The sequence below is a fragment of the Rhodococcus sp. LW-XY12 genome, from assembly GCF_019317345.1.
Classification (GTDB): Bacteria; Actinomycetota; Actinomycetes; order Mycobacteriales; family Mycobacteriaceae; genus Rhodococcus; species Rhodococcus pyridinivorans.
Window position 1 is genome coordinate 1,442,464 of sequence record NZ_CP079225.1, and the last position, 24,038, is coordinate 1,466,501.

20 protein-coding genes and 2 pseudogenes are annotated in these 24,038 nt (G+C 67.5%); 10 read left to right on the top strand and 12 right to left on the bottom strand.

Annotation, left to right across the window (positions count from 1 at the left end):
- Positions 1-72: 72 nt before the first annotated feature.
- Positions 73-732 (bottom strand): SDR family oxidoreductase, encoded by a 660-nt coding sequence (locus tag KXC42_RS06825; protein WP_006553946.1) that lies wholly within the window; start codon positions 730-732, stop codon positions 73-75.
- 88 nt (positions 733-820) lie between these two features.
- Entirely contained in the window at positions 821-2,017 is a 1,197-nt protein-coding gene (lhgO, locus tag KXC42_RS06830) for an L-2-hydroxyglutarate oxidase (protein ID WP_219130443.1), read from the bottom strand.
- Positions 2,018-2,227: 210 nt separating this feature from the next.
- Between lhgO and KXC42_RS06835 the strand changes: the two genes are divergently transcribed.
- Positions 2,228-3,028, top strand: coding sequence for a DUF5602 domain-containing protein (locus KXC42_RS06835; RefSeq protein WP_033097398.1), 801 nt, complete (start codon positions 2,228-2,230; stop codon positions 3,026-3,028).
- A gap of 21 nt (positions 3,029-3,049) precedes the next feature.
- Positions 3,050-3,289 (top strand): annotated as a pseudogene (locus KXC42_RS06840) (SRPBCC family protein); the annotation flags it as partial.
- 172 nt (positions 3,290-3,461) lie between these two features.
- Here KXC42_RS06840 and KXC42_RS06845 read toward each other — a convergent pair.
- The 6 genes and pseudogenes from KXC42_RS06845 to KXC42_RS06870 all read right to left on the bottom strand — a co-directional run bounded on the left by KXC42_RS06845 (position 3,462) and on the right by KXC42_RS06870 (position 9,603).
- Positions 3,462-4,565, bottom strand: a complete 1,104-nt coding sequence (locus KXC42_RS06845; RefSeq protein ID WP_219130066.1) for a glycosyltransferase — start codon at positions 4,563-4,565, stop codon at positions 3,462-3,464.
- A 3-nt stretch (positions 4,566-4,568) separates the two neighbouring features.
- Positions 4,569-5,726, bottom strand: coding sequence for a helix-turn-helix transcriptional regulator (locus tag KXC42_RS06850; RefSeq protein ID WP_219130067.1), 1,158 nt, complete (start codon positions 5,724-5,726; stop codon positions 4,569-4,571).
- Positions 5,727-5,873: 147 nt separating this feature from the next.
- Positions 5,874-6,029: pseudogene (locus KXC42_RS27090) on the bottom strand (salicylate monooxygenase); the annotation flags it as partial.
- A 139-nt stretch (positions 6,030-6,168) separates the two neighbouring features.
- Positions 6,169-6,567: an excalibur calcium-binding domain-containing protein gene (locus KXC42_RS06860; RefSeq protein WP_019288122.1), complete on the bottom strand. Its 399-nt coding sequence runs from the start codon at positions 6,565-6,567 to the stop codon at positions 6,169-6,171.
- Between the two features lie 272 nt (positions 6,568-6,839).
- Entirely contained in the window at positions 6,840-8,723 is a 1,884-nt protein-coding gene (locus KXC42_RS06865) for a ketoacyl-ACP synthase III (protein WP_200359741.1), read from the bottom strand.
- A gap of 46 nt (positions 8,724-8,769) precedes the next feature.
- On the bottom strand, positions 8,770-9,603 hold the full coding sequence (locus tag KXC42_RS06870) for a 3-oxoacyl-ACP reductase family protein (protein WP_006553955.1): 834 nt from the start codon (positions 9,601-9,603) through the stop codon (positions 8,770-8,772).
- A gap of 672 nt (positions 9,604-10,275) precedes the next feature.
- Between KXC42_RS06870 and KXC42_RS06875 the strand changes: the two genes are divergently transcribed.
- Together KXC42_RS06875 and KXC42_RS06880 are read left to right on the top strand one after the other, a co-directional pair.
- On the top strand, positions 10,276-11,055 hold the full coding sequence (locus tag KXC42_RS06875) for an alpha/beta fold hydrolase (RefSeq protein ID WP_033097343.1): 780 nt from the start codon (positions 10,276-10,278) through the stop codon (positions 11,053-11,055).
- A gap of 97 nt (positions 11,056-11,152) precedes the next feature.
- Positions 11,153-11,536 carry a hypothetical protein gene (locus KXC42_RS06880; RefSeq protein WP_006553957.1) on the top strand — a complete coding sequence of 128 codons (384 nt, stop codon included), beginning with the start codon at positions 11,153-11,155 and terminating at the stop codon, positions 11,534-11,536.
- Between the two features lie 73 nt (positions 11,537-11,609).
- Here the strand turns inward: KXC42_RS06880 and KXC42_RS06885 are convergent, their stop codons facing one another.
- Entirely contained in the window at positions 11,610-17,087 is a 5,478-nt protein-coding gene (locus KXC42_RS06885; protein WP_094980760.1) for a carboxyl transferase domain-containing protein, read from the bottom strand.
- A gap of 793 nt (positions 17,088-17,880) precedes the next feature.
- On the opposite strand from KXC42_RS06885, the gene KXC42_RS06890 reads away from it, so the two are divergent.
- The 6 genes from KXC42_RS06890 (at position 17,881) to KXC42_RS06915 (ending at position 23,177) form a co-directional block, all read left to right on the top strand.
- On the top strand, positions 17,881-19,083 hold the full coding sequence (locus KXC42_RS06890) for a hypothetical protein (protein ID WP_006553959.1): 1,203 nt from the start codon (positions 17,881-17,883) through the stop codon (positions 19,081-19,083).
- Positions 19,084-19,250: 167 nt separating this feature from the next.
- On the top strand, positions 19,251-19,697 hold the full coding sequence (locus tag KXC42_RS06895; protein ID WP_230826357.1) for a hypothetical protein: 447 nt from the start codon (positions 19,251-19,253) through the stop codon (positions 19,695-19,697).
- Between the two features lie 95 nt (positions 19,698-19,792).
- Positions 19,793-20,650, top strand: a complete 858-nt coding sequence (locus tag KXC42_RS06900; protein ID WP_219130068.1) for a ParA family protein — start codon at positions 19,793-19,795, stop codon at positions 20,648-20,650.
- Positions 20,647-21,159, top strand: coding sequence for a hypothetical protein (locus tag KXC42_RS06905; RefSeq protein WP_006553962.1), 513 nt, complete (start codon positions 20,647-20,649; stop codon positions 21,157-21,159). The genes KXC42_RS06900 and KXC42_RS06905 overlap by 4 nt, the downstream gene beginning before the upstream one ends.
- 145 nt (positions 21,160-21,304) lie before the next feature.
- On the top strand, positions 21,305-22,030 hold the full coding sequence (locus KXC42_RS06910; RefSeq protein WP_219130069.1) for a hypothetical protein: 726 nt from the start codon (positions 21,305-21,307) through the stop codon (positions 22,028-22,030).
- A gap of 163 nt (positions 22,031-22,193) precedes the next feature.
- On the top strand, positions 22,194-23,177 hold the full coding sequence (locus KXC42_RS06915) for a TauD/TfdA family dioxygenase (RefSeq protein ID WP_219130070.1): 984 nt from the start codon (positions 22,194-22,196) through the stop codon (positions 23,175-23,177).
- Between the two features lie 72 nt (positions 23,178-23,249).
- Here the strand turns inward: KXC42_RS06915 and KXC42_RS27095 are convergent, their stop codons facing one another.
- Genes KXC42_RS27095 through KXC42_RS27105 form a run of 3 tightly spaced genes read right to left on the bottom strand, consistent with a single transcriptional unit; the run spans position 23,250 to position 23,958 of the window.
- On the bottom strand, positions 23,250-23,468 hold the full coding sequence (locus KXC42_RS27095; RefSeq protein WP_006553967.1) for a hypothetical protein: 219 nt from the start codon (positions 23,466-23,468) through the stop codon (positions 23,250-23,252).
- Positions 23,369-23,635: an AMP-binding protein gene (locus tag KXC42_RS27100; protein ID WP_230810126.1), complete on the bottom strand. Its 267-nt coding sequence runs from the start codon at positions 23,633-23,635 to the stop codon at positions 23,369-23,371. The genes KXC42_RS27095 and KXC42_RS27100 overlap by 100 nt, the downstream gene beginning before the upstream one ends.
- Positions 23,629-23,958 carry a hypothetical protein gene (locus tag KXC42_RS27105; protein ID WP_064060106.1) on the bottom strand — a complete coding sequence of 110 codons (330 nt, stop codon included), beginning with the start codon at positions 23,956-23,958 and terminating at the stop codon, positions 23,629-23,631. Before KXC42_RS27105 ends, KXC42_RS27100 begins: the two co-directional genes overlap by 7 nt.
- Between the last annotated feature and the right edge of the window lie 80 nt (positions 23,959-24,038).

Genomic DNA, 24,038 nt, shown 5'->3' on the forward strand with positions numbered 1-24,038 from the left:
CGTTAGGAGCGGTGGGCTCCGCAAGCGTCCACCCGTGATCGTGATCCGCGTACGACTTCCGACGTACGGGGATTACCGCAGCGCGTCGAGTGCCTCGTCGATCGGGACGTCACCGTTGTTGAACTCGATGGTGCGTCCCACCGTCTCCGGTCGCTCGAGCACCGCTGCGGCGACGGCCGCGACGTCGGCGCGCGAGACCTGCCCCTTGTCGCTCGCCCCGTGCCCCTCGATCTCGATGCGGCCGGTGGGCGGGTCGAGGGTCAACGCGCTCGGACCGAGGATCGTCCAGTCGAGGTCGGTACCCCGCAGATGGGTGTCCGCGGCCGACTTGGCCTCGGCATAGGCATAGAAGCTGTTGTCCTCGGGGACGCCGTGGTCGGGGCGGGCCCCGAAGTACGACACCATCACGTACCGGCGGACCCCGGCCTCCTGCGCGGCGGTCATCGAGGCGATCGCCGCGTCGCGGTCCACCGCGTAGGTGCGTTCGGGATTCCCTCCGCCCGCGCCTGCAGACCAGACCACCGCGTCGTGGCCGCGCAGCAGCTCGGTGATCTCGGCGATGTCCATCTTCTCGACGTCGGCGACGACGGGCGTGCCACCGGCAGCGCGGACATCGTCGGCGTGATCGGGATTGCGGATGAATGCGCTGGTCTCGTGACCGGCATCGGCCAGCAGCCGCTCGAGATGCAACGCGACCTTGCCGTGTCCTCCGAAGAGTGCGATTCGTGCCATGGAGACCTCCTGACGATGAAGTGTTTCCCATGCAGCATGCCCGGAACCGGTCACCGCGAACCATGACGTCCGCCGCCGGGTGACCCAATCAGGCGATGCGTTCGAGTGCGTGGTCGATGAGATACTCCGCGATCGCCATCGACGAGGTGGCCCCGGGCGACGGGGCGTTGCGCAGGTGCAGGACCCGTCCGTGCCCGGTGACGACGAAGTCGTCCTCGAGACCTCCGTCGGAGTTCATCGCCTGGGCGCGGATGCCGCGCGGACCCGGCCGCACGTCGTCGACGGTCAGCCCGGGCATGTACGCGGCCGCATCGGCGACGAACCGCCGAGTGCTGCTCGCGGTGCGCAGTTCCCGGCCCGCTGCGGGCAGGTTGTGGGCGGCGAACCGCCAGAAACCGGGCCAGGCGACGGCATCGCGCAGATCCCGCCACGATCCGCGCCCGCCGCGATAGGCCTCGCGGCCGGGGGAGAGGAAGGCGTTGGGTCCCACCATCACCTCACCGTCTATCCGCCGGGTGAGATGCACACCGAGGAACGGATAGCGGGGATCGGGCACCGGATAGATCAACCCGCGCACCTTCGCCGCCGCGTCGGGTTCGAGTAGCAGATAGTCGCCGAGGAACGGAACGATCCGCGGGTCGCGGGTGTCACCCGAGGTGTGGGCGAGGCGGTCGGACTGCAGTCCCGCGCACGTGATCACCAGGTCGAAGGCCAGTTGATCGCCCGGGATGTCGACGACGACCTGCTCGCCCGCCGCACGGATCGCCGTCACGGCGGTACCGGTCTGCACCGTGCCGCCCGCGGCGACGACGTCGTCCGCGAGCGCGCGGGTGACGGCGACGAAATCGATGATCGCCGTGTGCGGGGAGTGCAGGGCCGCGATCCCGACGGCGTGCGGTTCGATCGCGGTGATCTCGTCGCCGCCGATGCGTCTGATGCCGGGGACCCCGTTCGCCGTGGCCCGCGAGAAGATCGCGTCGAGCCGGCCGAGGTCCGATTCGTCGAGGGCGACGACGACCTTGCCGCACTCGTCGTAAGGCAGGCCCTTGTCCGTGGTGAACGTCTGCAACAACTCCACCCCACGCCTGCACAACCGGGCCTTGAGGCTGCCGGGTGTGTAGTAGAGGCCGGCGTGGACGACACCGCTGTTGTGCCCCGTCTGATGCGCGGCGAGCCGGTCCTCCTTCTCGAACAGCGTGACGTCGGCGTCCGTGAGGGCGAGTCGCCGGGCGGTCGCGGCACCGATGATGCCCCCACCGACCACCGCGACGCGAAGGTTGCGAATACTCAAGGGCCGCTCCCTGTTCTCCGCGGATCGTGACGTCTGTCTGCAGTCCGGCGAGTATATGCCGCGACGCTGTGACGACGGGTTCTTCTGTCGGATCGCTCGGCGAAATCCCCCGAATGAGGGATGGCCGGGGTGACGAACACCGATCGAGACTGGACCCACGGAATGGAGAGGTTCACCGAGAACCCTCGGCGATCGGATATCACCATGAAGAAACATCGATCATCTCGTTCCATCGCAGTGCTCCTCGCCGCGTGCGTCGCCGTGGCGGTCGGCGGCGTGGCGTCGGCGGTGCCCACACATGCCCACCTGCACTTCGGTCAGGCCGTGAGCGTCGGTGACGGAACCGCGCGTGCGTACGCCACCGTCGATGCGAACGGGGCCCCGACCGCCGTCGGTATCCGCTTCTCGCCGGCGGCCCTCGACGGACTGCCCGATGCCGACGAGATGTACATGCTGCACCTGCCCGTTCAGGCATCCGACACGGTGTTCGACCACGTCATGCTGAACTGGAACCCGCGCGGACACGATCCGACCGTGCTGTTCGGGAAGCCCCATTTCGACATGCACTTCTATATGACCGACATGGCGGCGATCGAAGCAATCGACCCGACCGCACCGGATTACGCCGCTCGCGCGGAACGACTCCCGGACCCGAAGTACATGCCCGGCGACTACGTGACCCCGCCGGGGATGCTCGCATCGCAACTCGCGGTGCCGTTCATGGGTGTGCACTGGCTCGACATCACGGAAAAAATGGTTCCGGGCGTCTACGACTTCACCGAGACGTTCGTCAACGGTTCGTGGGACGGCGATTACACCTTCATGGAGCCCATGATCACGCGGGAGTGGCTGCTGACCCGTCCCACCATCCGCGAACAGATCAAGTTGCCGGCCGCCTATCAGCACTCGGCCTGGTATCCCACCGTCTACAGCGTCGGATTCGATGAGCAGGCGCAGGAATACGACATCGCCCTCGGAGGAATGGTCCCGCGCCAGGCATCCTGACGCGCACCTCCATGAGAACCATTGCGGTACAGCAGGAACAGTCCCCGTATCTCTGGTGAGGGCGGCAAGGAGGGATCCGTCTCGCGCGCCATCGTCAAGTTTGCCGGACGGCGAATCGAACTCACCGAGGAACTGGCCCGCGTCGAGCCCGGCAGAGCCCAGCACCGCCGCAGCGTGAAGAGCCCGATCCGGTACGAGACCGTCTATCGCTTCGAGCCGGTGGAGACGGGAACCCGCGTCACCTTCCACCAGGACACCGAGGACGTCGGGAACCTCTTCGGCAAGTTCACCCAGCCGGTCGTGGAGAAACTGTACGCGCGATGTGCGGAACAACCTCGAACACGCGAAACAGCTTCTGGAGGAGGGAGATGCGGTCGAAGGGTGATGCGAAGGACCGGCACCACCGGACAGGTGCCGGTCCTTCGCGTGTTCGTCAGTGGTCGACGAGCGTCAACACCCGGTCGGCCGCAGCCGACGCACCGTCGACGGTTCGGAGACGGGCGCCGAGTTCTGCTGCCGCCGTGCGATAACCGTCGTCGGTCAGCAGACTCTCCACGGCCGCGCGTATCTGCTCGGGCGAAGCGGTCTTCCGCAGACGGATGCCCGCACCCGCCTTCGCGACCTCGCGACCGATGATCGCCTGATCCGTGACCGCCGACATGGGCATGATCAGTATCGGAAGTCCGTGTGCGAGAGCCCGGAAGGTCGTCGCGTGCCCGCCGTGCCCGACGACCGCCGAACAGGTCCGCATCAGCTCGTGGTGCGGGATGTACCGACGGACGGTCGCATTGGGCGGTACGCGCAACCCGGTAGGGTCGATCGCCGGCCCGGTCGTGACGACGAACTCCGCGTCCATCTCCGCGGCGGCGTCGAAGATGTTCTGGTAAGTGCGGCGCTGACCCGGGAAGCCGGCGGTGCTCAGACTGACCAGCACGCGCGGCGGTGTTCGACCGACCGCCGCGGCCTTCGCGTCGTGGATCGCACCGGTCCAGGTCAGCGAGCCGTCCGTGCGCCGTCGCGCGGCCGGGTCGAGCACTCGGTCCGAGCACACGAGTCGCATGTCGGCCTGTTCCCACAGTCGCTTCGGACCCAGGCCGCGTAGTCGCGAACCGATCCCGAACGGTCCGTGCCGGAAGGCGCCGTCGAATGCGGCGAAGAAGGAATGGAACAGCACCACGTGCGGCACCCCGGTGCGCGCCGCAGCGTCCTGGGCGTTGAACAGCATGCAATCGACGATCACCAGGTCGGTCGGCTCCCTGGTGATCTCGTCCTCCACATCCCGCGCGACGGCGGGGTCGGTCATCATGGCGTAGGCCATGGTCAGCACTTTCGGGGTGCTCAGTTCTACGTGCGGGGTCCAGGTCGGCGAGTGCCGGTAGCCGCAGAAGACGAGGCCGGCATCCTCCGCGACCTTCCGTTGCGATTCGTGACCGAGAACCCGAACGTGATGTCCGCGGCGGTGCAACTCGCATCCGAACGCTGCTTCGGGCGGGTAGTTCCCGCCGCCTTCCAGGGTGACGACCAGGATGCGTGCCACGGCTCACCTCTTCCGATGTGCACCGACCGGGACGCTCGTCGGCGCCGGTTTCTCGACGAACCACCCGTCCGGCCCGATCTCCGTACCGACCCGGGGGAGGCAGTGCGTGAAGAACAGTCGTGCGACGAGTTCCTGCCGACTGTTCACGCCCGTCTTCGCATAGATGCTCTTCAGGTGGTCCTGCACGGTGTACGGGCTGACGAACAGTCCACGCGCGATCTCGGTGCGTGTCTCTCCCGCAAGAACGCGGGCGAGGACATCGGTCTCCCGTTCGGTGAGACCGTGAAGGGCGGCGGTCAGAGCCACGAGCTGACCGGGCTGCGCGGGTTCGATCGCGACGACGATCCGGGCCGATTCTCCTCGGCCGTCCAGCGACCCGGCCCGCAGGACGAGCCACTGACCGTCCTCCGTACGGACACGGACGACGCACGCGGCGGCCCCTTCGTAGCGGAAACGGACGGCGACCACTACGGCCGGGAGCATGAAGGCGCCTTCGGCACCGAGTCGCTCGAGATACTCCACCGCCTGCGGAGTAGCCGATTCGATCTCGTTGTCCGCGCCCACCACCACGACCGAGGGACCGGAACCGCCGGGTGATGCGTCCGCCGCGAGTCGAGGGGATTCGCGGAGCAACGACAACCGCAGTCCGTCGCCGATCTCGCCCACGCATCCTGCGAGTGCTGCCACATCGTCGGCGTCGAAGCGTCGGCCGGGGGCGCGCATGAGAGTGCCGCCGCCCCAGACGCGCCCGTCACGGCCCCGGAAGACGAGGCGCACCTCGTCGTCCATTCCCTGCGGTTCGAGGATCTCGCTGTAGGGCAAGGAATCGCGGATGTCGCAGTCGATCGCCTCGCGGATCGTCTGGACACCGGTGCGCGTCCGGGCGAGCTTGCGGTAGGTGTTCGCGAAGCGCGACGTGCCGTACTCGATGTGTGCCACCGTCTTCGCGGCACGACCGGGCGGGGCGTCGGCGCCGAGCATGGTCACGGACGTGAACAACATGCTTGCCGGATCGACGAGAGCGATGCATCCGATGTCGTAGTGGATACGCCGCCGGATCGTGTCGAGGACGGCGTGCCGGAACTCGACCGGGTCGGCGGTTCCGAGTGCGATGTCCCGAACCTCGCTGCGGAGCGCCGACGCCTGCCGTGACGCGGTCATATTTTCAGTATGTGCTGGTCACGGTCGCTCCGGTACCTTTCGGTGCGGGACGAACGACGTATATACGGCGAATGCCGCCCCCGATCGGTGATCGGGGACGGCATTGTCCGGAACGGGACGAATTGCTCTGCGGCGCTGTGTGAGTGCTCAGCGGTTGCGGTCGGAGCTGTAGCCCCGGAGCCAGTCGGTGTACTTGTAGCTCGAGGTGTCGCGCGTGCGGAACAGCTCGTTGCGGGCCTCGCGACCGGCACCGTCGAGGTGCCACAGGTCGCCCCACATGCGTCCGGTGGTGAGGATGCGGTCGGTCGCGGAGCCGTCGGCGTCACCGGCGGAGAACTCACGCCGCCGCGCTGGCTCTGAGGTTTCCGCACGTACGAACGACGAAGGCTCTTCCATCCCGGAGAGGATGGAAGAGCCTCCGCTCTTTTACGGGACGGACCGATCAGCGCGGATCGCGCTCGCAGCCGATCCCGTCGTTGTCGCGGTCGAGGCGCGGTGCGTATCCGGGGTCGTTGCGGTGGACCGGAGCAGCGCCCGCGTTCCAGGCCTCGGTGCAGTTCTTGAACCCGCCGCTCGGTGCGGACGGAGCCGGACGGGGAGCCGGGGGAGCCGGTGCCACCTGCGGAGCCGGGCCGGTCTGAGGTGCCGGCGGGGACGGGGGAGCCGGAGGTGCCGGAGGTGCCGGCGGCGGAGCGAACGGATTGAACGATCCGCTCGGAACGAGATCGGCGATGCCCTTCGGGAGCAGGTCCACGAGAGGGAAGGCGGTGGCGGTCGAGGGTGCGGCGACCGTCAGGGCCACACACCCCAGCGTCGCAGCGACGATGCGGCGGAACTTCATGCGCGAGGCCTTTCTGTACTTCGTCCGGATCCGATCTGCCGGATCCGATCGAAATGTCGGCCTGGACGGCGCGGGTGTTACGTCGGCCGGTCGCAGACGACGATCGGCCCGCTCGCGACCGGATGTCGCGAACGGGCCGATGTACTCCGGGCCTGCCGGGGGACGGCCCGGAAGTCCGTCGTACGCCGGGCTCAGCCGGCGTCGGTCCATCTGCCGGCTCAGCCGGCGTCGGTCCATCTGCCGGCTCAGCCGGCGTCGGTCCATCTGCCGGCTCAGCCGGCGTCGGCCTCCTCGAACGCCACGACCACCTTCGGGTCGATCCGCATGACGGTGTACCCCGCCACCGCTCCGGCGCCGAAGCCGGGAGCGAAGATGCGCACCGGTTCGGTGATGACCCCCTCGCGGACGGCGTCGTGGATCGCGAGTGGGATGCTCGCCGACGACGTGTTGCCGACCTTCTCGATGTTGAAGTACAACCGGTCGGCCGAGAGTCCGGCGTTCGCGGCGAGCTCGATGACCATCGTCTTGTTCGCCTGATGGGGAACGATGAGATCGATGTCGTCGAGCAGTGAACGCTCGGCATCGTCGGGAGACGGGAGGGCCTTGATCTCGTCGAGCATCTGCGCCAGATAACGACCGGCGAGCGTCTTCACCTCGGGTCCGTAGACCGTGATGAAGTTGTCGAAGTCCGGGTTCGGCCAGATGATCGAGTTGACCTCGCTCGTCGGGCCGCTCGCGTAGCTGTTGAAGAACTCGAGATCGGGTGCCTCGCCCTCGGCGGCCGGAGAGATGACCATCGCCGCGGCGCCGTCACCGAAGATCATCCGGGACGGCCGGACGGTGCCGATCTTGTCCGAGAACTTCTCGACGCACACCACGAGGACGGGGCGCTTGACCTGCTGCAGGATGCGGGTCGCCTCGGCCAGGCCGTAGGGCATTCCCGCGCACGCCGCGATCAGGTCGAACGAGGCATGGGTCTGCCCGATGCCCAGTTCGCCCGAGATCCACGTGGCCAGCGACGGGATCAGCCGACCGCTCGTGCACGTGCAGGTGATGACCGCGCCGATGTCCTGCGGGCCCACTCCGGCGTGGGTGATCGCCTGCTTCGCCGCCGTCAGGGCCAGGTCCTCGAAGGTTCCCGAGGTGTACCGGCGCTGCTCGATCCCGGTCTTGGCCGTGATCTCGTCGGCCGACATGGGCGACCAGTTGTAGGCGGTGTTACGGATCAGGTCCTCGTTGGTGCACACCTGGTCGCCGTGCGCGACCGCGATCGCATCGATGCGGGGTGCGATCGCGAACTCCGAGCGCACGTCGACGGCCGGGTAGGGCGCAGACGGTGCCACCGGTTCGTGCCGCGTGTACGAGGTGGCCTTACGGGTCCTGCCCGACATGACCCGGTTGATGAACCGCTGGACCTCGCGATTGCGCGGATGGGAGGCCACGACGTAGTCGTCGTCCTTGAGGTCCGCGACCCGGACGAGTTCGGTTTCGCTTCCGTCCCAGGGCTGCTGGTTGTGCAGAACCATCGACCAGCGGCTCAGTGCCTCGAGTTCGGCGACGTCCTCGTGACAGTCGAGGATCTCGTCGTATCCGAAGACGGGGTGGTTCGGATCGTAGTGGCGAACACGCAGGGTGATGTTCTCCGGATCGGAGATAAGCTGTGGCACGGTCGGTTTGACCGTGGGCAGGTCGCCGGCGAAGTGACGACGCGAACCGAAGACCGCGAAGAGTCGATCGAAGATGCGGTCCTCGGCGGCACTGTCCCATGCGCGGGGGAGAGCGCGGTAGGCCTCCTCGACCGCCCCCAGCCGCTCTTCGGCCTCGGGCCAGGGAGTCAGACGAGGCATGTAGACGTCGTCGCGGTTGCGGGGAACGTCGCCCCAGCGAATGACGCGCCGCTCGAACATCATCAGCGGGAATCGGTCGGCCCAGAAGACGTTCAGGGCCATGTCCCGCATGATCTCGAACTTCGAGGCGTACTTGCCCAGTTCGTGCCGGGAGAGGATCTCCGAGACCGTGGGTGCCTTGGTGTCGAAGTCGCGTCGGATGACGGCGTCGAGGTGGTCGACGCTGCTCAGCGTGGAGAAGTCGAGTTCGGGAACGAAATTGGAGGGGAAGACAATTCGGCCGTGCCGATTGAGCTCGAATGGCTGCATGTGCGAGGGGACCGTTCGATTCGAAGTAGTGGGCGGGGAGACCGGATCACATGTCCAGGCCGCCGTTGACGCCCCATACCTGACCGGTGATGTACGAGGAGGCGTCCGCGGCGAGGAAGTGCACGACCCGGGCGATCTCCTGCGGGTCGGCCAGTCGTTTCACGGGGATGGTGTCGGTGATGCGTGCGAGAACCTTCTCGGGGATGGCCTCGACCATCTCGGTGGCGACGAAGCCCGGGGTGACGGTGTTGACGGTGACGCCGATGCCGTTCGGGTCCAGCTTGTCGTTCTTGGCCAGGTAGAAGGCCGCTTCCTTGGCGAGGGTCTTGGTGAGACCGAACAGGCCGGCCTTCGATGCTGCGTAGTTGGCCTGGCCGATGTTGCCGGTCTCGCCGATGACGGAGGAGACGTTGACGATGCGTCCGGTGCCACGCTCGAGCATGTGGCGCAGTGCGGCCTGCGCCAGGTAGAACGCACCCGAGAGGTTCACGCCGATGACGGTGTCCCAGTCCTCGTCCTGCATCTTCAGCACCGTGCGGTCGATGGTGATGCCGGCGTTGTTGATCAGGATGTCGAGACGGCCGTGCGTTTCGATGACCTCGTCGATGGTGCGTCGGCAGTCGTCGGCGTTCGCGACGTCACCGCGGTGCACGGAGTAACGGACGTCCTTGCGGCCCGTCTCGTTCAGGTCTGCGAGGAACTGATCCGCCTGGGCGGTGTTGCGTCCGTAGCCTGCGGCGACGGTGGCGCCCTGGCTCGCCAGGCTGCGGCTGATCGCCGCACCGATGCCGCGTGTGCCGCCGGTGACGAAGGCGACGCGTCCGCGGAGCTTGTTTCCGCCGGCAGCGATCTGCGAGCTGGGTTCGATGGTGCTGGTCATGCTGATCTCCTCGCTGTGCGAGGGGGCGACGGGCGCGGCTGTTCGCCGACGTCGCACAAACGCCCCCTGCGCGTTGATTTCTCTGTGGAGGAGCACGTTTCGAATCCCCCTGACTCGAACGCGTGTCCCCTGAAACGAGCCTTCATCGGCTCATAACTCCCTGCGGCACCAATCATGCACCACCTCGATGATGTTGTCACCAGAAACAATTCGAGTCTCGAATTTCGTCAATTTGTCCGAATAGTTCGAGAAGTATTGGAGCACAATCATATTCGACGAAGATTCGGGGTTACCCCACGGTACGAACATGCTGAATGTTCGTATCCATCCGGACGTACAGCCTGCACGAATCGGACTGCTCCAGAATGGCACAACGTGCTACCGGGGAGTCAGGTACAACCGTGTGCACATGGCGTGGACGCGAACGTGTTTCGCGCATGGCCCCGAAAGTAATTGCATATGAAGGGATTCGGGGTCGATCTCCTACCGTGGGCGGTCGCTTGACGCCTGTCGGGGAGAGGCGCACTCCGTGCCGCCGAAGCTCGACCAAGACGAGCTCGTTGGTATTCCCCGTTCGAAAACGCGCCACACCTGGCGTCGGTGTGATTCTCGACACTACAGAGGGTCGTTGTGGCGAAACACAGGTCTTTCCGGCGATGAGAGGATGGCCCCGTGAGCAACACTCGTCTTGTCGAAACACCGGTGGCCGAACTCGAGGTACGTCTCGACGGGGAAGGGCCGGCAGTCGTCCTGCTGCCCTCCCTCGGGCGCGACTCCTACGAATTCGATCCGATCGCGAGCGACCTCGCCGCAGCGGGATTCACCGCTCTGCGACCGCAACCCCGGGGTATCGGCAGCAGCCGCGGACCCATGACCGGTCTCGACCTGCACGATCTCGCGGGCGACGTCGCCGCCGTCATCGAGCATTTCGACGCCGCACCCGCTGTTGTGGCCGGTCATGCGTTCGGGCACTACGTGGCCCGGGTACTCGCCGCCGACCGGCCCGAACTCGTCCGGGGGGTCGCCGTGCTCGCCGCCGGGGCGCGCCGGTTTCCGGCTTCGCTGACCGAGCGTGTCGCCAAGTGCTCCGACCTCTCGCTTCCCGACCACGAACGACTCGTGCACCTGCGCGACGTCTTCTTCGCCGCAGGACACGATCCGGCGGTGTGGCTCGACGGGTGGTGGCCCGACGCGATCGTGTCGCAGCGGGCAGCGATGGCCGCGACCGACAAGGAATCGTGGTGGACGGTGGCGCCGTCACCTCTGCTCGACGTACAAGCAGGAGAGGACGTTTTCCGGCCCGCGGAGACCCGAGGTGAGCTCGTCGACGAGTTCGGGAGCGAACTCGTCTCCACGGCCGTCGTGCCGGCTTGCGGGCACGCCCTCGTCCCGGAGGCTCCTCACGAGGTAGCCAGGATCCTGGTCGAGTGGATCCGTACGCGTCTCGGATGAAGGTTTCGTCATCTTCGGCTCATCGACCCCTCATCGTCGTGCGCCAAAGTTACCGGTGACCAGGACGAACACCGAGTCGAGGAGAACGATCATGGCGATGAGCCGCACCGCATGGGCCGTGACCGCTGTAGCGGTCGCGATGACGGCCGGCACCGTCGGTTTCGTGTCGGCGAACCGAGGTGAGTCCGCTCCCTCCGAACCGTCGTCGTTCACCGTCGCCCGCGTGGTGGACGAGACGACGACCGGCGGCCCGGATGGAACTGTTCGGGCGGGCGTCGACCCGGCCCGGGATGCGGGGCCGGGTGACCTGCCCACCGACATCCCCTACATCGACGTCACGAGCTGCGACGCGTGGTTCGAGGACTGGGACGACACGGTGCCGGACCACGTCGAGGACTTCTACGACGCGTGGGACGACCGCTGTGACGATGTGCACGACGACGACCGGGACGACGACCGGGACGACGATCACGACGACTGACCCGCACGACGGCCCCACGACGACGAGACCCCACCGGAAGTGTTCCGGTGGGGTCTCGCTCTAGTTGCGTGGGTTACGCGAGCGTGCGTGCCATGCCGCGCTCGACGGCCGCGATGATCTGCGGCCGCAGCTCGACCGCCGGCACGATCGCGTCGACCGAGCCGACCTGCTGTGCGCGCTGGATGTTGTGGATCGCCTCGAACTCGGCTGCCACCTCACCGAGCTTCTCCGACCGCACCGCGGTGCGCAGAGCGGTGAGCTCGACGCCCAGTCGTGCCTTGTCGCCGTCCTCGGCGGCCCGCAGCTGCGCCTCGAGTTCCACGACCCGCGGATCGCTCGCGGTGCGCTTGTTGACGTCGCGGGTGAAGACCACCGCAGCCGCCGGAGCGCCACCGAGCACCGAGGCGAACGAACCCTCCACGGCAAGGACTTCCATGTTCTCGTTCAGTGCGCCCGAGAACACCACGAAGGCACCACCGTGGTAGCGGGAGACCACGACGAACACGATCGGACCGTCGAAGTTGACGATGGCCCGGCCGATCTCGGCGCCGTACTCGAGCTGCAGGTTGCGCAGCGACTCGGGGGAGCCGTCGAAGCCCGACAGGTTGGCGAGCACCACGAGCGGACGGTTGCCGCTCGCCGCGTTGATCGCCCGTGCCGTCTTCTTCGACGACTTGGGGAACAGCGTGCCCGAGGTCCACTGGTCCGGTCCGTCGGCGGGGAACCAGCCCTTGCGCGGGATCGCGCGGGACTCGATGCCGATGACCGTCACCGGGTTTCCGCCCAGGTGCGCGTCGAACACGACCGAGGTGTCGGCGTCGGCCATGTCGGCCCACCGTTCGAGCACAGCGTGGTCCTGGTCGACCACCGAGCGCATCACCGTACGGATGTCGAACGGCTTCTTGCGATCCGGGTTGGTCTCGGACGAGAAGATGTCGCCCACGGTGGTGAAGTCGCTGGACGGATGCACGTGCGGGTACACGCACACGTTGCGGTCGACCGGGTCGGTGGACGCGGCCTTGCGCGGGAAGCGCTCGCCCGGCGCGACGTAGGCGTGGGCGTAGTGCGCGAACAGCGTCTCGATGGCGGCCCTGAGGTTGGGGGCCCAGTACTGCGCCTGACCGTTGGGGCCCATGACGCGGTCGTAGCCACCGATACCGAAGTTGTCCTCGGCGGAGACGCCACCCGAGTAATCGAGCGACTGCTTGCCGGTGAGCACCATGGCGCTGTCCGGGGTCATCACGAGGATGCCCTTGGTGTGCATGAGCATCGTCGCCTCGGCGTTCCAGTACGGCTGCGCGCCGACATTGATGCCGGTGACCACGACGTTGATCTCGCCGCCGTTCTGCGTGAATGTGATGATGCGACGCAGACCGCGCGACACCCAGTCCATGTTCTCGGTGCCCGAGTCCATGGAGATCGTCGCGCCGGACGACAGCGCGAACCACTCGACGGGAGCGTTCAGGCTCTCCGCCAGGTCGATCGCGGCGACCACACGGGAGCACTCGGCCTCCGCGACGGTGCCCAGCGCCTTGGTGGGATCACCGAACAGCGTGACGCGCTTCATGCCCTCGGGGTACCGCGGGGTCGGGGTGTCGACGACGCCGACGATCAGACCCGCGGTGTTGCGGCCGTAGGGGCGGTCGACGGGCACGAGGGTGCCCTGCTCGTCGAAGTCGTACTCGACGAAGGTGCCCTCGCCGCCGGTGAGCAGCGGGATCAGCTCGTACGGGTAGACGGTGCCGCGGGCACGGGACCGCTGGACCTTCTGGGTGTACTCGTCGAGCGGCTTCAGCGGCTCCTTCGGCGGCTCGGTGACCCGCACGATGACGCCCGCACCGGAGCGGTACGAGAAGCGCAGGGCGACCTCGCGTGCCGGCTCGTCCTGGCGATCACGCCACGACCCGATGACGGTGATCTCCTCGAGTCCGGCACCCACGGTCAGCGGCGCGGCGTTGCGGCCGATGCGGCGTAGGTCCTCCATGTCGAGATCGACGGCGGGCCACACGTAGAGCACCACGCGGTTCGCGTCGAGACGTCGCCCGCCGCGGTTGGCCTGGGCGCGTCGCATGCCGTCGAGCGAGCTCGCGAGAGCGCGTTCGAAGGCCGGCAGTCCGACGATGCGACCGGACTCGTCGCGCTGCGGCGTCAGGTCGCGCACCTCGGCGAGGGCGATGAACCGCTCATCGGACGGATTGTCCTGCGACACCAGGTGATACAGGTAGGTGTCCGGGTTGGCGGGCAGGCGCGTGCCGTCGAAGTTCTTCAGGCGCCACAGATCCAGACGCTGACCCGTGAGCGGGTGGATGTCGCGGATGTTGGTCTCCTCCGCGTATCCGGTCTCGTAGGGGCGGAAGGTGAACACGTGCTCTTCGGCCGTGTCGGTGTGGCAGACCGTCACGGTCACGCGACGGGCCACGCCGGTCACCGGGCGTGCGGCGAGTTCGGCGCGCAGCGCGTCGGCCTGGGCGTCGGCATCGGCCGGAGCGTCGTCCCACGCGAGGTACAGGTCGATCACGAGGTTCTTCGTGTCGGGAACCGAGGCCGCCGACTCCTCGACGGCGTCGAGCAGCGACGCGAACTCGGCCTGCGGGGCCTCGGCGGAGATCAGGTACAGGCGCGTGCCGCGCAGATCGAAGTTGCCGGTGACGAACTGGTGTCCGCCGACGGTGCACGAACGCACGTCCTCGAGGGTGCGGATCTTGTACGCCCGGCGAGCGATGACCTCGAGCAGCGGGCCCGGAACGGTCTCCGGACGCGTGATCTGCTGTGCGAGAAGGTCGATCAGCGGCTCGGGTGTGGCGACCAGCGAATCGATGCGCTGCGCGTAGTCCGTCGCCTGCGGATGCTCGGCGAGGTACGCGAGCGAACCGCGGACCCCGTCGTAGACCTGCTCGCGGGCCTTGCGGATCACCGGCTCCTCGAAGTAGCGGTACCGCAGGTTGCGGGCGGTGTCGCCGATGACCGGGAAGCGGACCTGGGTCGCGACGATCAGCCGGTCGAGGACTTCGTTGAGCTCGTGGGAGATCCCCACCTCGGTGTCGTCGCGCTCGACCCAGCGGTCGAGTAGCGAGGTGACCACGGGGACGTGGGCCTCGATGCGCTCGAGCGCGAGGAACAACCGGTAGACGGCCTCCTCGAGCTCCGGGGTGCGATCGAGTTCCAGGACGTCGTAGTGCCGCAGGGCACGGGCGAGACGCGCGCGGAAGCTGTCGGGCAGACCCCCGACCTCCACGTCGAGCGACTGCAGGTAGCCGTGGAAGAACTCGCGGGGGCTGTGGACCCGGTCGTCGCTGTTCTTCTCCTCCTCGGTCGGACGGTTGCGCGACAGTTCGCACACGTCCGCGAAGGTCGTCAGCAGCGAGAGCTCGGCGCGGACGAGCGCGCACGAGTCGACCGAGCCGGAGAGACGCTCGTACTCGGCGAGCAGTGCCGCGGTGCGCTCGGCGGACACGTCGTATCCGGTGACCAGAGCGGCGAGCGAGTCGAGGCGAGCGAGTGCGTCGGCGGCGACATCGTCGCTGAGCGAGGGCGCCGGTGCAGCGAACTCCACGCGCTCGACGGTCTCGGTGACGACCTCCTCGACGATCTGGTCGACCCGCAGAAGCGGGGCGCCCGCGTCGACCTGCGCGTTGACGACGGCGAGGATCTCGCGGACCTTGCCGGCGAAGGGAGCGCGGACCGCGGTCTCCATCTTCATCGACTCGAGCACGACGAGGGTCTGACCGGCCTCGACCTCGTCACCGACGGCGACGGGAACCGCGACGACCACGGCCGGGGCAGGGGTGCGCACCACGCCGGCCTCGTCCTGGCTGATCTGGTGGCTGATGCCGTCGACCTCGACGAGGAAGTGGGCCGGACCGGCGATCGACACCACGTTGTGGCGGCGTCCGCCGAGGGTCAGGCGCGACTCGTAGTCGCCCAGCCGCTCGACGTCGACGTCGAACTCGGCGGAACCGGTGTCGACCCGGTAGCGGTGCGGGCCGACCTGGCCGACGACGAGCTCGTAGGCCTGGCCCTGGTAGCTCAGCTCGATCTTGCGTCCGACGGCGTGTCCGGCACGCGGGCGACCGCCGCGGGCCGAAGCGAGGAAGGCGGAGCGCTCGTGGGCCTCGTCGGTGTCGTAGACATCGACGGCCGTCGCGATCAGAGCGACGTCGGCGACCTTGGACGGACCGGTCTCGGTGCCGGCGCCGGTGCGGTCGAGCCAGCCGGTGTCGGCGGAGGCGTCGATGACCTCGGGACGGTCGAGCAGGTCGAGCAGGAACGACTTGGTCGTCGTGCCGCCGTCGAGGACGACGGTGGTCTCGCGCAGAGCGGTGCGCAGGCGGGCGAGTGCCTCGTCGCGGTCGCGGCCCCACGCGATGATCTTGGCGACCATGGAGTCGTAGTCGGGCGGAATGACGTCGCCCTGGGCGATTCCGGTGTCGACACGCAGACCGGAGCCGAGCGGGAACTTGAGCAGCTGCACGGTGCCGGGGGCGGGTGCGAAGCCGTTGGCGGCGTCCTCGGCGTTCAGGCGGGCCTCGACGGCGTGCCCGAACTCGCCGGGGCACTCGCCGGGAAGCTTCTCGCCGGAGGCGACGAGGATCTGCAGCTTGACGAGGTCGATGCCGGTCGTGGCCTCGGTGATGGGGTGCTCGACCTGGAGACGCGTGTTGACCTCGAGGAAGGTGAAGATCTTCAGGTCGGGCTGGTAGAGGTACTCGACGGTGCCGGCACCGGCGTAGCCGGCGGCGCGGACGAGATCGGCCGAGACCGTGCGCAGGTGGTCGGACTGCTCCTTGGTGAGCAGCGGCGAGGCGGACTCCTCGATGACCTTCTGGTTCTTGCGCTGGATCGAGCAGTCGCGCACGCCCGGGGCCCAGACGTTGCCGTGCTTGTCGGCGATGACCTGGACCTCGACGTGGCGTGCGTCGGTGACGAGACGCTCGATGAACACGACGGGGTCGCCGAAGGAACGCTCGGCCTCACCCTGGGTGCGCTCGAGGGCGAGCTCGAGCTCGTCTTCGGCGTAGACCTTGCGGATGCCACGGCCACCGCCGCCGGAGCGGGCCTTGATGATCAGCGGGTAGCCGATGGCCTGCGCGTGGCGGCGCGCGTCGGCGCGGGAATCGACGGGTCCACCGGACCACGGTGCGACGGGAACGCCGACCTTCTCGGCGAGGAGTTTCGCCTCGACCTTGTCGCCGAGCAGACGCATGGCGTCGGCGGAGGGACCGATGAAGGTGATCCCGAGGCGGGCGCACAGCTCGGCGAAGGCGGGGTCCTCGGCGACGAAGCCCCAGCCGACCCAGACGGCGTCGGCCTTCGCCTCGAGGAGCGCGCGCTCGAGTTCTGCATGATCGAGGTAGGGGGTCGCCGCCGTCGTCGACGGCCGGAGGGTCACTCCTTCGTCGGCCTGACGGACGAACATCGCCCGTCGCTCGGCATCGGTGTGCAGAGCGATCGTCTTGATGTCGTAGCCGTGCTCGGAGTTGAGCTCCCGGACTGCCCGGATGAGGCGTACGGCCGCCTCACCGCGATTGACCACCGCGATCCGCTTGAACATACTCGTTGCCACCGTTCTCCATGGTTTGTGCACGCATCGGGCGCGCGTCTCGAAGCTCCACCCCAATGAGGAAGTCAAACTAACCGGTCCTACCTTCCACGTCTCGTGTTGGCGACGCGAGCGGGAACATGTAGCGGTCGGCTCCTCGTGGTTGGCATGGGCATGCGTGTTCGTCGTCGATCCACCGGGCAACATCCGCGGTGTCCGAAGGACCGTTTCGAACAGGTCTCCGCAGCTACGGCCGTCGGTTGCGACGGTCACGTCCCCCTGGGCGAAGGCTCCGTTCGGATTACAGCATGGAGGAAACATGAGGGTTTGTCACGTTTTGCTTCCATGCGGGGCGATCGGCGGCGCCCTCGTGGCCGACTTCTCTCACAGGCATTCGCGCGCAGAGGATTTCGCTCGGGAACGGGTGTCGGGGAGGGGGTCTCCGGTCCCGGAGGCTGCCGGTACTGTGCAGTAACACTGATCGGTAACTTCCTGAGGGGTCAGGGACCCGTCGCCGGCGTCCTCTCGCTTCTGCTGGTATGCAACGGTTTTCGCGCGCCCCCGTCTCGGGCGCGATCCGGGATCGGGCAAATCGTTCGGAGCTACCTCGATAATGCTGTGACATCCGTCACGAAGGGCGAAAAGGTGAAGGTCTCAACCGAACCGGAGCGCGGCCGTGGACGTGTGGGATCGTGCCCGTCGAGCGCCCGGGATCGGGGCTGTTACCGGGCATTTCTCCGAGCCCGCGCGGAATCTGGAACAGTGGACGGTGCATGCCTGCGGACGAGCCGCGAGGAGGATCCCCGTGTCCGAAGCCGATCGACCCCACCTCCCGGGGCGCGACGACGCGCCCGGCCGGGACATCCCGTCGGTGGACCGGCGGACACGTATCGCCGGGCAGGTCCGCCGGTGGTGCGAGACCGGCAGTATCGAGGGCGGGCACGCTCCTCTGTCGGACGCCGCGGCGGTCGCACTGGCCGCCGGCTACCTCGACGAATCGGCACGTGCTGTGCTGGCGAACCGCCGGCGCGTCGGGCGCCGGTTGCCCACCCTCGACGGATTCGGTGAGCTGCGCCGCCTGTCCGACGAGCACGCCCGCCTCCGCACACGGATCGACGGCCTGCGTCCCGGCGCTGCGCGACTCGCACTCGAATACCGAGCCAACGAGCTCGGCAAACGCATCCGGGCGGCGCGACAGACCGTCGTGCACTCGCCGCTGCACTACGCCCAGGGCGTCCGCGCCGTGCGCCGCGACCGACGCGACGGGCTGCATCTCGAGATCGAACAACGCGAGGCGCTGTTCGCTGCACTGCGACGCACCCCGGCGCCCCTGCCCGTCACGCCCGTCGAGCAGGCCCGGGGAGTGGTGCTCGGTGTCGCCGTCGACCGCGTGGGTCGCTGGTCCGAACGCACCCCGCTGGCCGAGACGGGGCGTCGCGTCGCCGAACGGCTCGGACGCGAGGTGCCCTCCGGCGACGACCGCTTCGTCGACCGCTACGACACCCTGCTCTTCCTCGCCGGTTCCCTGTACGACCGCGTCGAGGCATCGGCGGCGTGGCGTTCGGAGTACTTCGAGGTTCAACGAGCCCAGCTCGATCTCGCCGAGGAGCTCACCCAGATCGCGGTGGACACCGTCGCCCTGCGCGACCTGCTCGACGAGTTGCAGTCCGCGATCCGATCGGCGCCCGAGGCGCGGTCCGGTCTCGAATCCCGGGTGGCAGCGCTCGAACCGGTATGGGACCAGATCCTTGCGCGCGTCACCGCGCTCGCGCGCATCGGCGACCTGCTCACGCGCGCGGAGGGCCATCTGCATCTCACACACATCGCGCAGCGGACCGCGAGTCTCGACCAGCGGATCGACGACCTGATCGGCAGATCGGGTGCGCGCGAGTTGTCCGCCGAGAACACCGATTTCGTCGGCGACCAGCTCGGCGCCGCAGCCGAACCGATGGTCGCGCTCCGCAGTGCTCTGTGGACGGACATCGCCGAGCTCACCGCAAAGGAGTAACTCGGAGTTACTGTCATTTGTCACATCGATTCGGCTGCGTTTCGGGTCGTATCCCCGAACTCGTGGAAAGTGACCGTCTTCGCTGGTGTATTCGTCCGAACCGGTGGTAGCTTCCTCGCGTCCTATCGGGGGTCGATACACAGGGGGGTGCGGTGGCGTCGCGGTTCGTGCGTACGGGTTTTGCGCTGGCTGTCGCTGCGGTGCTGGGGGTCTCGGGTTGTTCGGGGGCGACGACGAGCGTGTCCGTCGTCGACGACCCGCAGCTCGAGGCCGAGTTCGAATCGGTGCTCGTCTCCGGACAGTCCCGCACGCTCGGGGAGGTCGCGGCCGCAGCGGGTGTCGAGTCGTGGGACCGGATGTACTACTTCCGCGTCCCGGTGCTGATGAGCGAACTCAACCGCGTGATGCACACCCCCGGAGTCACCTGGCGGAACATGCCGGGATCCGATGCCGAAGGGCTCATCGTGTTCGTCTCGGAGGGGCAGATCGTGCGCGCGGTCGCCGACCGCGAGCCGCCGCTGTACCTGAGCGGTTTCGCGACCTCCGATTCGTACGTCACGCCCGACGAACTCGCCGGCATGCCCCGTCTCGCGGTCGAGTCGAGGGGCCGCTGATCCGGTAGCTGTCACCCGGCTGCCTCGTATGTCCGCCTTCGGGTAGTTTTGCTCGCGATATCGAGTAATGAATTTCTTTCCCGAAGAGGTGTGGGGTGGCACGGGTAATCGCGACGATCAACCTGAAAGGTGGCGTCGGCAAGACCACGACGACGGCCGCTCTGGGCGAGTTCATGGCGGCGGAGTTCGGGCAGCGGGTGCTGATGATCGATCTCGACCCGCAGACCAACCTCACCACGATGATGGTGGGGGAGGAACGCTGGCAGGAACTGAACGAACTCGGTCTGACCCTCGCGACGCTCTTCCGTAAGGCGATCACGCCCCACGCCGACGCGTTCGACATCGAGAAGGCCGTCCAGAAGAACGTCTCGCCCGTGCGAGCGGTCCGTGATCTCGACCTGCTCGCGTCGTCGCTGGATCTCATGGACATCCAGGAGGGGCTCACCCACCAGCAGTACGCCGATCCCGGCTCGCACCGTCCCGTCGAGGTGCTGCTCTCCGCTGTCCGGCCCATCGCCGACCGGTACGACTACATCCTGATCGACTGCCCGCCGAATCTCGGGATCCTCACCCTCAACGGATTGCGTCTCGCCGACGGCTATCTCATCCCGACGATTCCCGACATCCTGTCCACCTACGGAATTCCGCCGCTGCAGACGAAGATCCAGGAATTCGCGACACGGACCGGGCACACCGTGCGGGAGATCGGTCTCGTCATCACGAAGTACCGCAGTGCCTCGAATCTGCACCGCACGATCATCGAACAGCTCCAGCGCGACCCCCGGATTGCGAGCGTCGTTCCCGCCTGGATGCCCGAGGCCAATCAGATCGCGGCGTCCGCCGAGTTCGTGCCCTACGGCACGCTCAAGCGAAAGTACGGCAACACCGGCCAGTACGACGCACTGCGAATCCTCACCGAGACGATCATGATGAATGCGCAGGTGTACCTGTGACGAATCCCGACCCCGATACCGACATGGCACAGGCGCGTCTGCGGGTGCGCATCGGCGAGGCGAGTTCGGCGTTGCTCCGTCTCGACGAGGCGGCACCCGGCACGGCCGGTGCGCTCGTCGCTCTCGTCCAGGTGATCGCCGATGAGGCGGCACGCACGCCGCGGTTCGCGAGGGCACTCGCGGGAGCGCTCTCGGTTACCGCGGACGCAAGCGCCCCGACCCCTGCTCCCGCTCCTGCTACGCGCCCGGCCGCGGCCCGAACGTCTGCGCGTCGCAGTCGTCGCGCACCCGGGGCCTTCGACCCGTTCGTGGTGTTCCGCGAGAGCGGCGAGGCGACTCTGCGGGAGAGGCTGTCGACCCTCGGGGTCGAACAACTCAAGGACATCATCGCCGAGCACGCCATGGACTACGACAAACTCGCGATGCGCTGGCGCACCCCGTCCAAACTTCAGGACCGCATCGTCGAACGGGTCAAGGCGCTCACCACGAAGGGTGATGCTTTCCGGTGATCGGTCACATGCAGTTCTTCTTCTGCTCGTAGCCACGTATGGTCGCACCAGACCTCCGGTCTCGATGAGACCGCGCAGGACGTGGGCACATCGCGCGTCGATCCCGATTCACTGCTCGATGTGCGCACCGAGAAGAGGAGTCGATATGGGGGACATCGTTCGACAGGGAGTCGCGGCCTTCGTGGCCGAGGTTCTGGCGCGAGGCGGCCGGGCCGAGCCGATCCCTGGACAGCGGGACGTCCGCGTACAGGGCGCGGACGGATCCGAACGTGTGGTGCGGGTGTGCTCGACGGCGAGCGATCCGTGGCTCGCGCGACGCCGCGACGGAGTTCCCGCCGCCGACGGTGCGGGCGTGTCGTACTGGGTGTTCGTCGATCTCGCACCCGAGCTACCGGAGTTCTATGTGGTGGACGCGGACGACATCGAAGGGGGAATCGAGGAGGAGGTCGCGCTCTGGCTCGCCGACCGCCCCGGCCGGACACCGACCGGCAGCCACCCGATTCAGCGCAGCAATGTCGTTCACGGTCAAGATCATTGGGATCTGCTCGGTCTCGACGCGGTCAAGGATCCCGACCACGACGCGGCGCCGGTGCCGGCAGCGGCCGTCCGCGTAGCACGTCCGGCCACACCGGTGGTCGCCGAACCCGACACCGACGACGGACGGCTCGCGGTGATCGCCGACATCGGGGGATACCGCGTGCAGGGGCGCGTCGATCCGGTGTCCGGGACGCTCGAGATCAACCGGGGACCGATGGACGGGCGTCGCTTCCCCGACGCCACGGCAGCCGCACAGGCGCTCGTCACCTTCTTCGACGACCACGAGACCGTCCCCGACGGCGACACCTTCTGGAGGAGCGAGATCTTCGAGTGAGAACGCACCCCGATAGCGGCTTCGGCTCGTTTCGATCTCCCGTAAGCGAGCTCGGCTCGTTTCGATCTCGCTGACCACAACCGTCGACTCTGCCGACGGATGGCGGTGAACTGAATCGGCGCAAGCGACAACGCCAGGTTCAGATCATCGAAGGAGAGATCGCATGACCATCACCGAACTCTATCGCGATACGACCACCGCCGAATCCGTCTACACCGCCGGGGGCATCGTCGTCACCAAGCTGGGGGAGCATATCGGTGCGCGGATCGACGGGGTGCGGTTGTCCGGCTCGTTGGCGTCCGAGACCGTCGAGGCCATCCGCTACGCACTCGCCGTGCACAAGGCGATCGTCTTCCGCGACCAGCATCACCTCGACGACGAGGAGCAGTGGGCCTTCGCCGGCCTGCTCGGCACGCAGACCCAGTCGCACCCCACGGTCCACTCGAAGGGTAAGCGGCTGTTGCCCATCGAGGGTGCTGCGAACAGCTGGCACACCGACGTCAGTTTCGTCGACCGCATTCCGAAGGCGTCGATCCTGCGGGCGGTGACCCTGCCGCCGTACGGCGGTGCGACGACGTGGGCCTCCACGACCGCGGCCTACGAGCAGTTGCCGGATGCGCTGAAGGCGCTCGTCGACAACCTGTGGGCCCTGCACACCAATCTCTACGACTACGCCGAGAAGCTCGACGCGGGCAGCTCCGATCCGGCGCTGACCGAGGAGCGACGCCGCTACCAGGACGAGTTCCGCCGCAACACCTACGAAACGATCCACCCGGTGGTGCGGGTCCATCCCGAGACGGGTGAGCGCACCCTGTTGCTCGGTCACTTCGTCAAGGAGTTCGTCGGTCTCGAGCCGTCGGAGACCGCCGCGCTGCTCCAGCTGCTGCAGAGTCGGATCACGAAGCTGGAGAACACGTTCCGCTGGTCGTGGGAGAGTGGCGACGTCGCGATCTGGGACAACCGCGCCACGCAGCACCACGGCATCGCCGACTTCGGCGACCACACCCGCCGCCTGCATCGCATCACCCTCGCCGGCGACATCCCCGTCGGCGTCGACGGCTCGCGCAGCAGGGTCGTGCAGGGCGACGCGAGCGAGTACTCGGTGGTCGAGGAGCCGGCGCGACTGCCCGGCTTCGACGGGCACTGACACAGCAGAGCGCGAAACGGTCATAGGAGCGCGAAACATCCCGCGCCGAAGACCGTTTCGCGCTCCTCAACGTCAGGCCACGACGTACTTCTCGTTCTCGCGGACCCACAGCACGCCGTCGCCCGCTGTGGGTCCTTCCTTCTCGAATTCCTCGGGTACGAGCGACGTCTCGTCGCGCAGCACGATCGCGGTCATGATAGGGGCGGCGGCGAGGTTCTCGCCGTCCACGCGCATCCAGTCGGCCGTGCGACCGGCGAGGTAGATCCAGCCGTCCGCGTCCTTGTAGGCCACCCGGTGAGGATCGCGTTGGAGTGGAACAACGGCATCGACAGGTAGATTACGTCGTCGCTCGTGATCGAGAACTGCGGGACGAGCGTGCTGCCCGAGAACAACACCATCATGTGGGCGAGCATCACCGGCTTCGGATCGTCGCTCGTCCCCGAGGTGAAGATCAACATGAACGGATGGTGGGCCCGACCTTCCGGTACGGCTCGAGCGGACAGGCCCCGTCGACGAGCGCCCGCCACTCGGGGCTCGCGACGTCGAAGACGGCGACGTCGCCGAGATCCAGGCCGTCCAGCAGAGGGGCGTGCTCGGCATCGGTCAGCAGGATCTGGCAGTCCGCACGCAGGATGTCGCGTGCCAGACCCTCACCGCGTCGGGTGTTGTTGAGGCCGACGAGCGGGAAGCCCGCGAGCCCGGCCCCGGCGATCGCGTGGACGACGGCCGCGGTGTTGTTCTCGAACAGGTCACGGAGTGCCTGCTGGACGGTCTCTGCCATGGCTACCTCGGATATATGGAGAACACGTTCTCTTCGCCGTACACGAGTCGTTCGGGTCGCTCGTCGTCGCGTCACAATTC

Bases quoted from the DNA above. Each gene is read 5' to 3' on its own strand.
- KXC42_RS06825 (WP_006553946.1), bottom strand. From the start codon at position 732: ATGGCACGAATCGCACTCTTCGGAGGACACGGCAAGGTCGCGTTGCAT.
- KXC42_RS06835 (WP_033097398.1), top strand. From the start codon at position 2,228: ATGAAGAAACATCGATCATCTCGTTCCATCGCAGTGCTCCTCGCCGCG.
- KXC42_RS06850 (WP_219130067.1), bottom strand. From the start codon at position 5,726: ATGACCGCGTCACGGCAGGCGTCGGCGCTCCGCAGCGAGGTTCGGGAC.
- KXC42_RS06860 (WP_019288122.1), bottom strand. From the start codon at position 6,567: ATGAAGTTCCGCCGCATCGTCGCTGCGACGCTGGGGTGTGTGGCCCTG.
- KXC42_RS06865 (WP_200359741.1), bottom strand. From the start codon at position 8,723: ATGCAGCCATTCGAGCTCAATCGGCACGGCCGAATTGTCTTCCCCTCC.
- KXC42_RS06870 (WP_006553955.1), bottom strand. From the start codon at position 9,603: ATGACCAGCACCATCGAACCCAGCTCGCAGATCGCTGCCGGCGGAAAC.
- KXC42_RS06880 (WP_006553957.1), top strand. From the start codon at position 11,153: ATGAGCCGCACCGCATGGGCCGTGACCGCTGTAGCGGTCGCGATGACG.
- KXC42_RS06885 (WP_094980760.1), bottom strand. From the start codon at position 17,087: ATGTTCAAGCGGATCGCGGTGGTCAATCGCGGTGAGGCGGCCGTACGC.
- KXC42_RS06910 (WP_219130069.1), top strand. From the start codon at position 21,305: ATGGGGGACATCGTTCGACAGGGAGTCGCGGCCTTCGTGGCCGAGGTT.
- KXC42_RS06915 (WP_219130070.1), top strand. From the start codon at position 22,194: ATGACCATCACCGAACTCTATCGCGATACGACCACCGCCGAATCCGTC.
- KXC42_RS27100 (WP_230810126.1), bottom strand. From the start codon at position 23,635: ATGTTGATCTTCACCTCGGGGACGAGCGACGATCCGAAGCCGGTGATG.
- KXC42_RS27105 (WP_064060106.1), bottom strand. From the start codon at position 23,958: ATGGCAGAGACCGTCCAGCAGGCACTCCGTGACCTGTTCGAGAACAAC.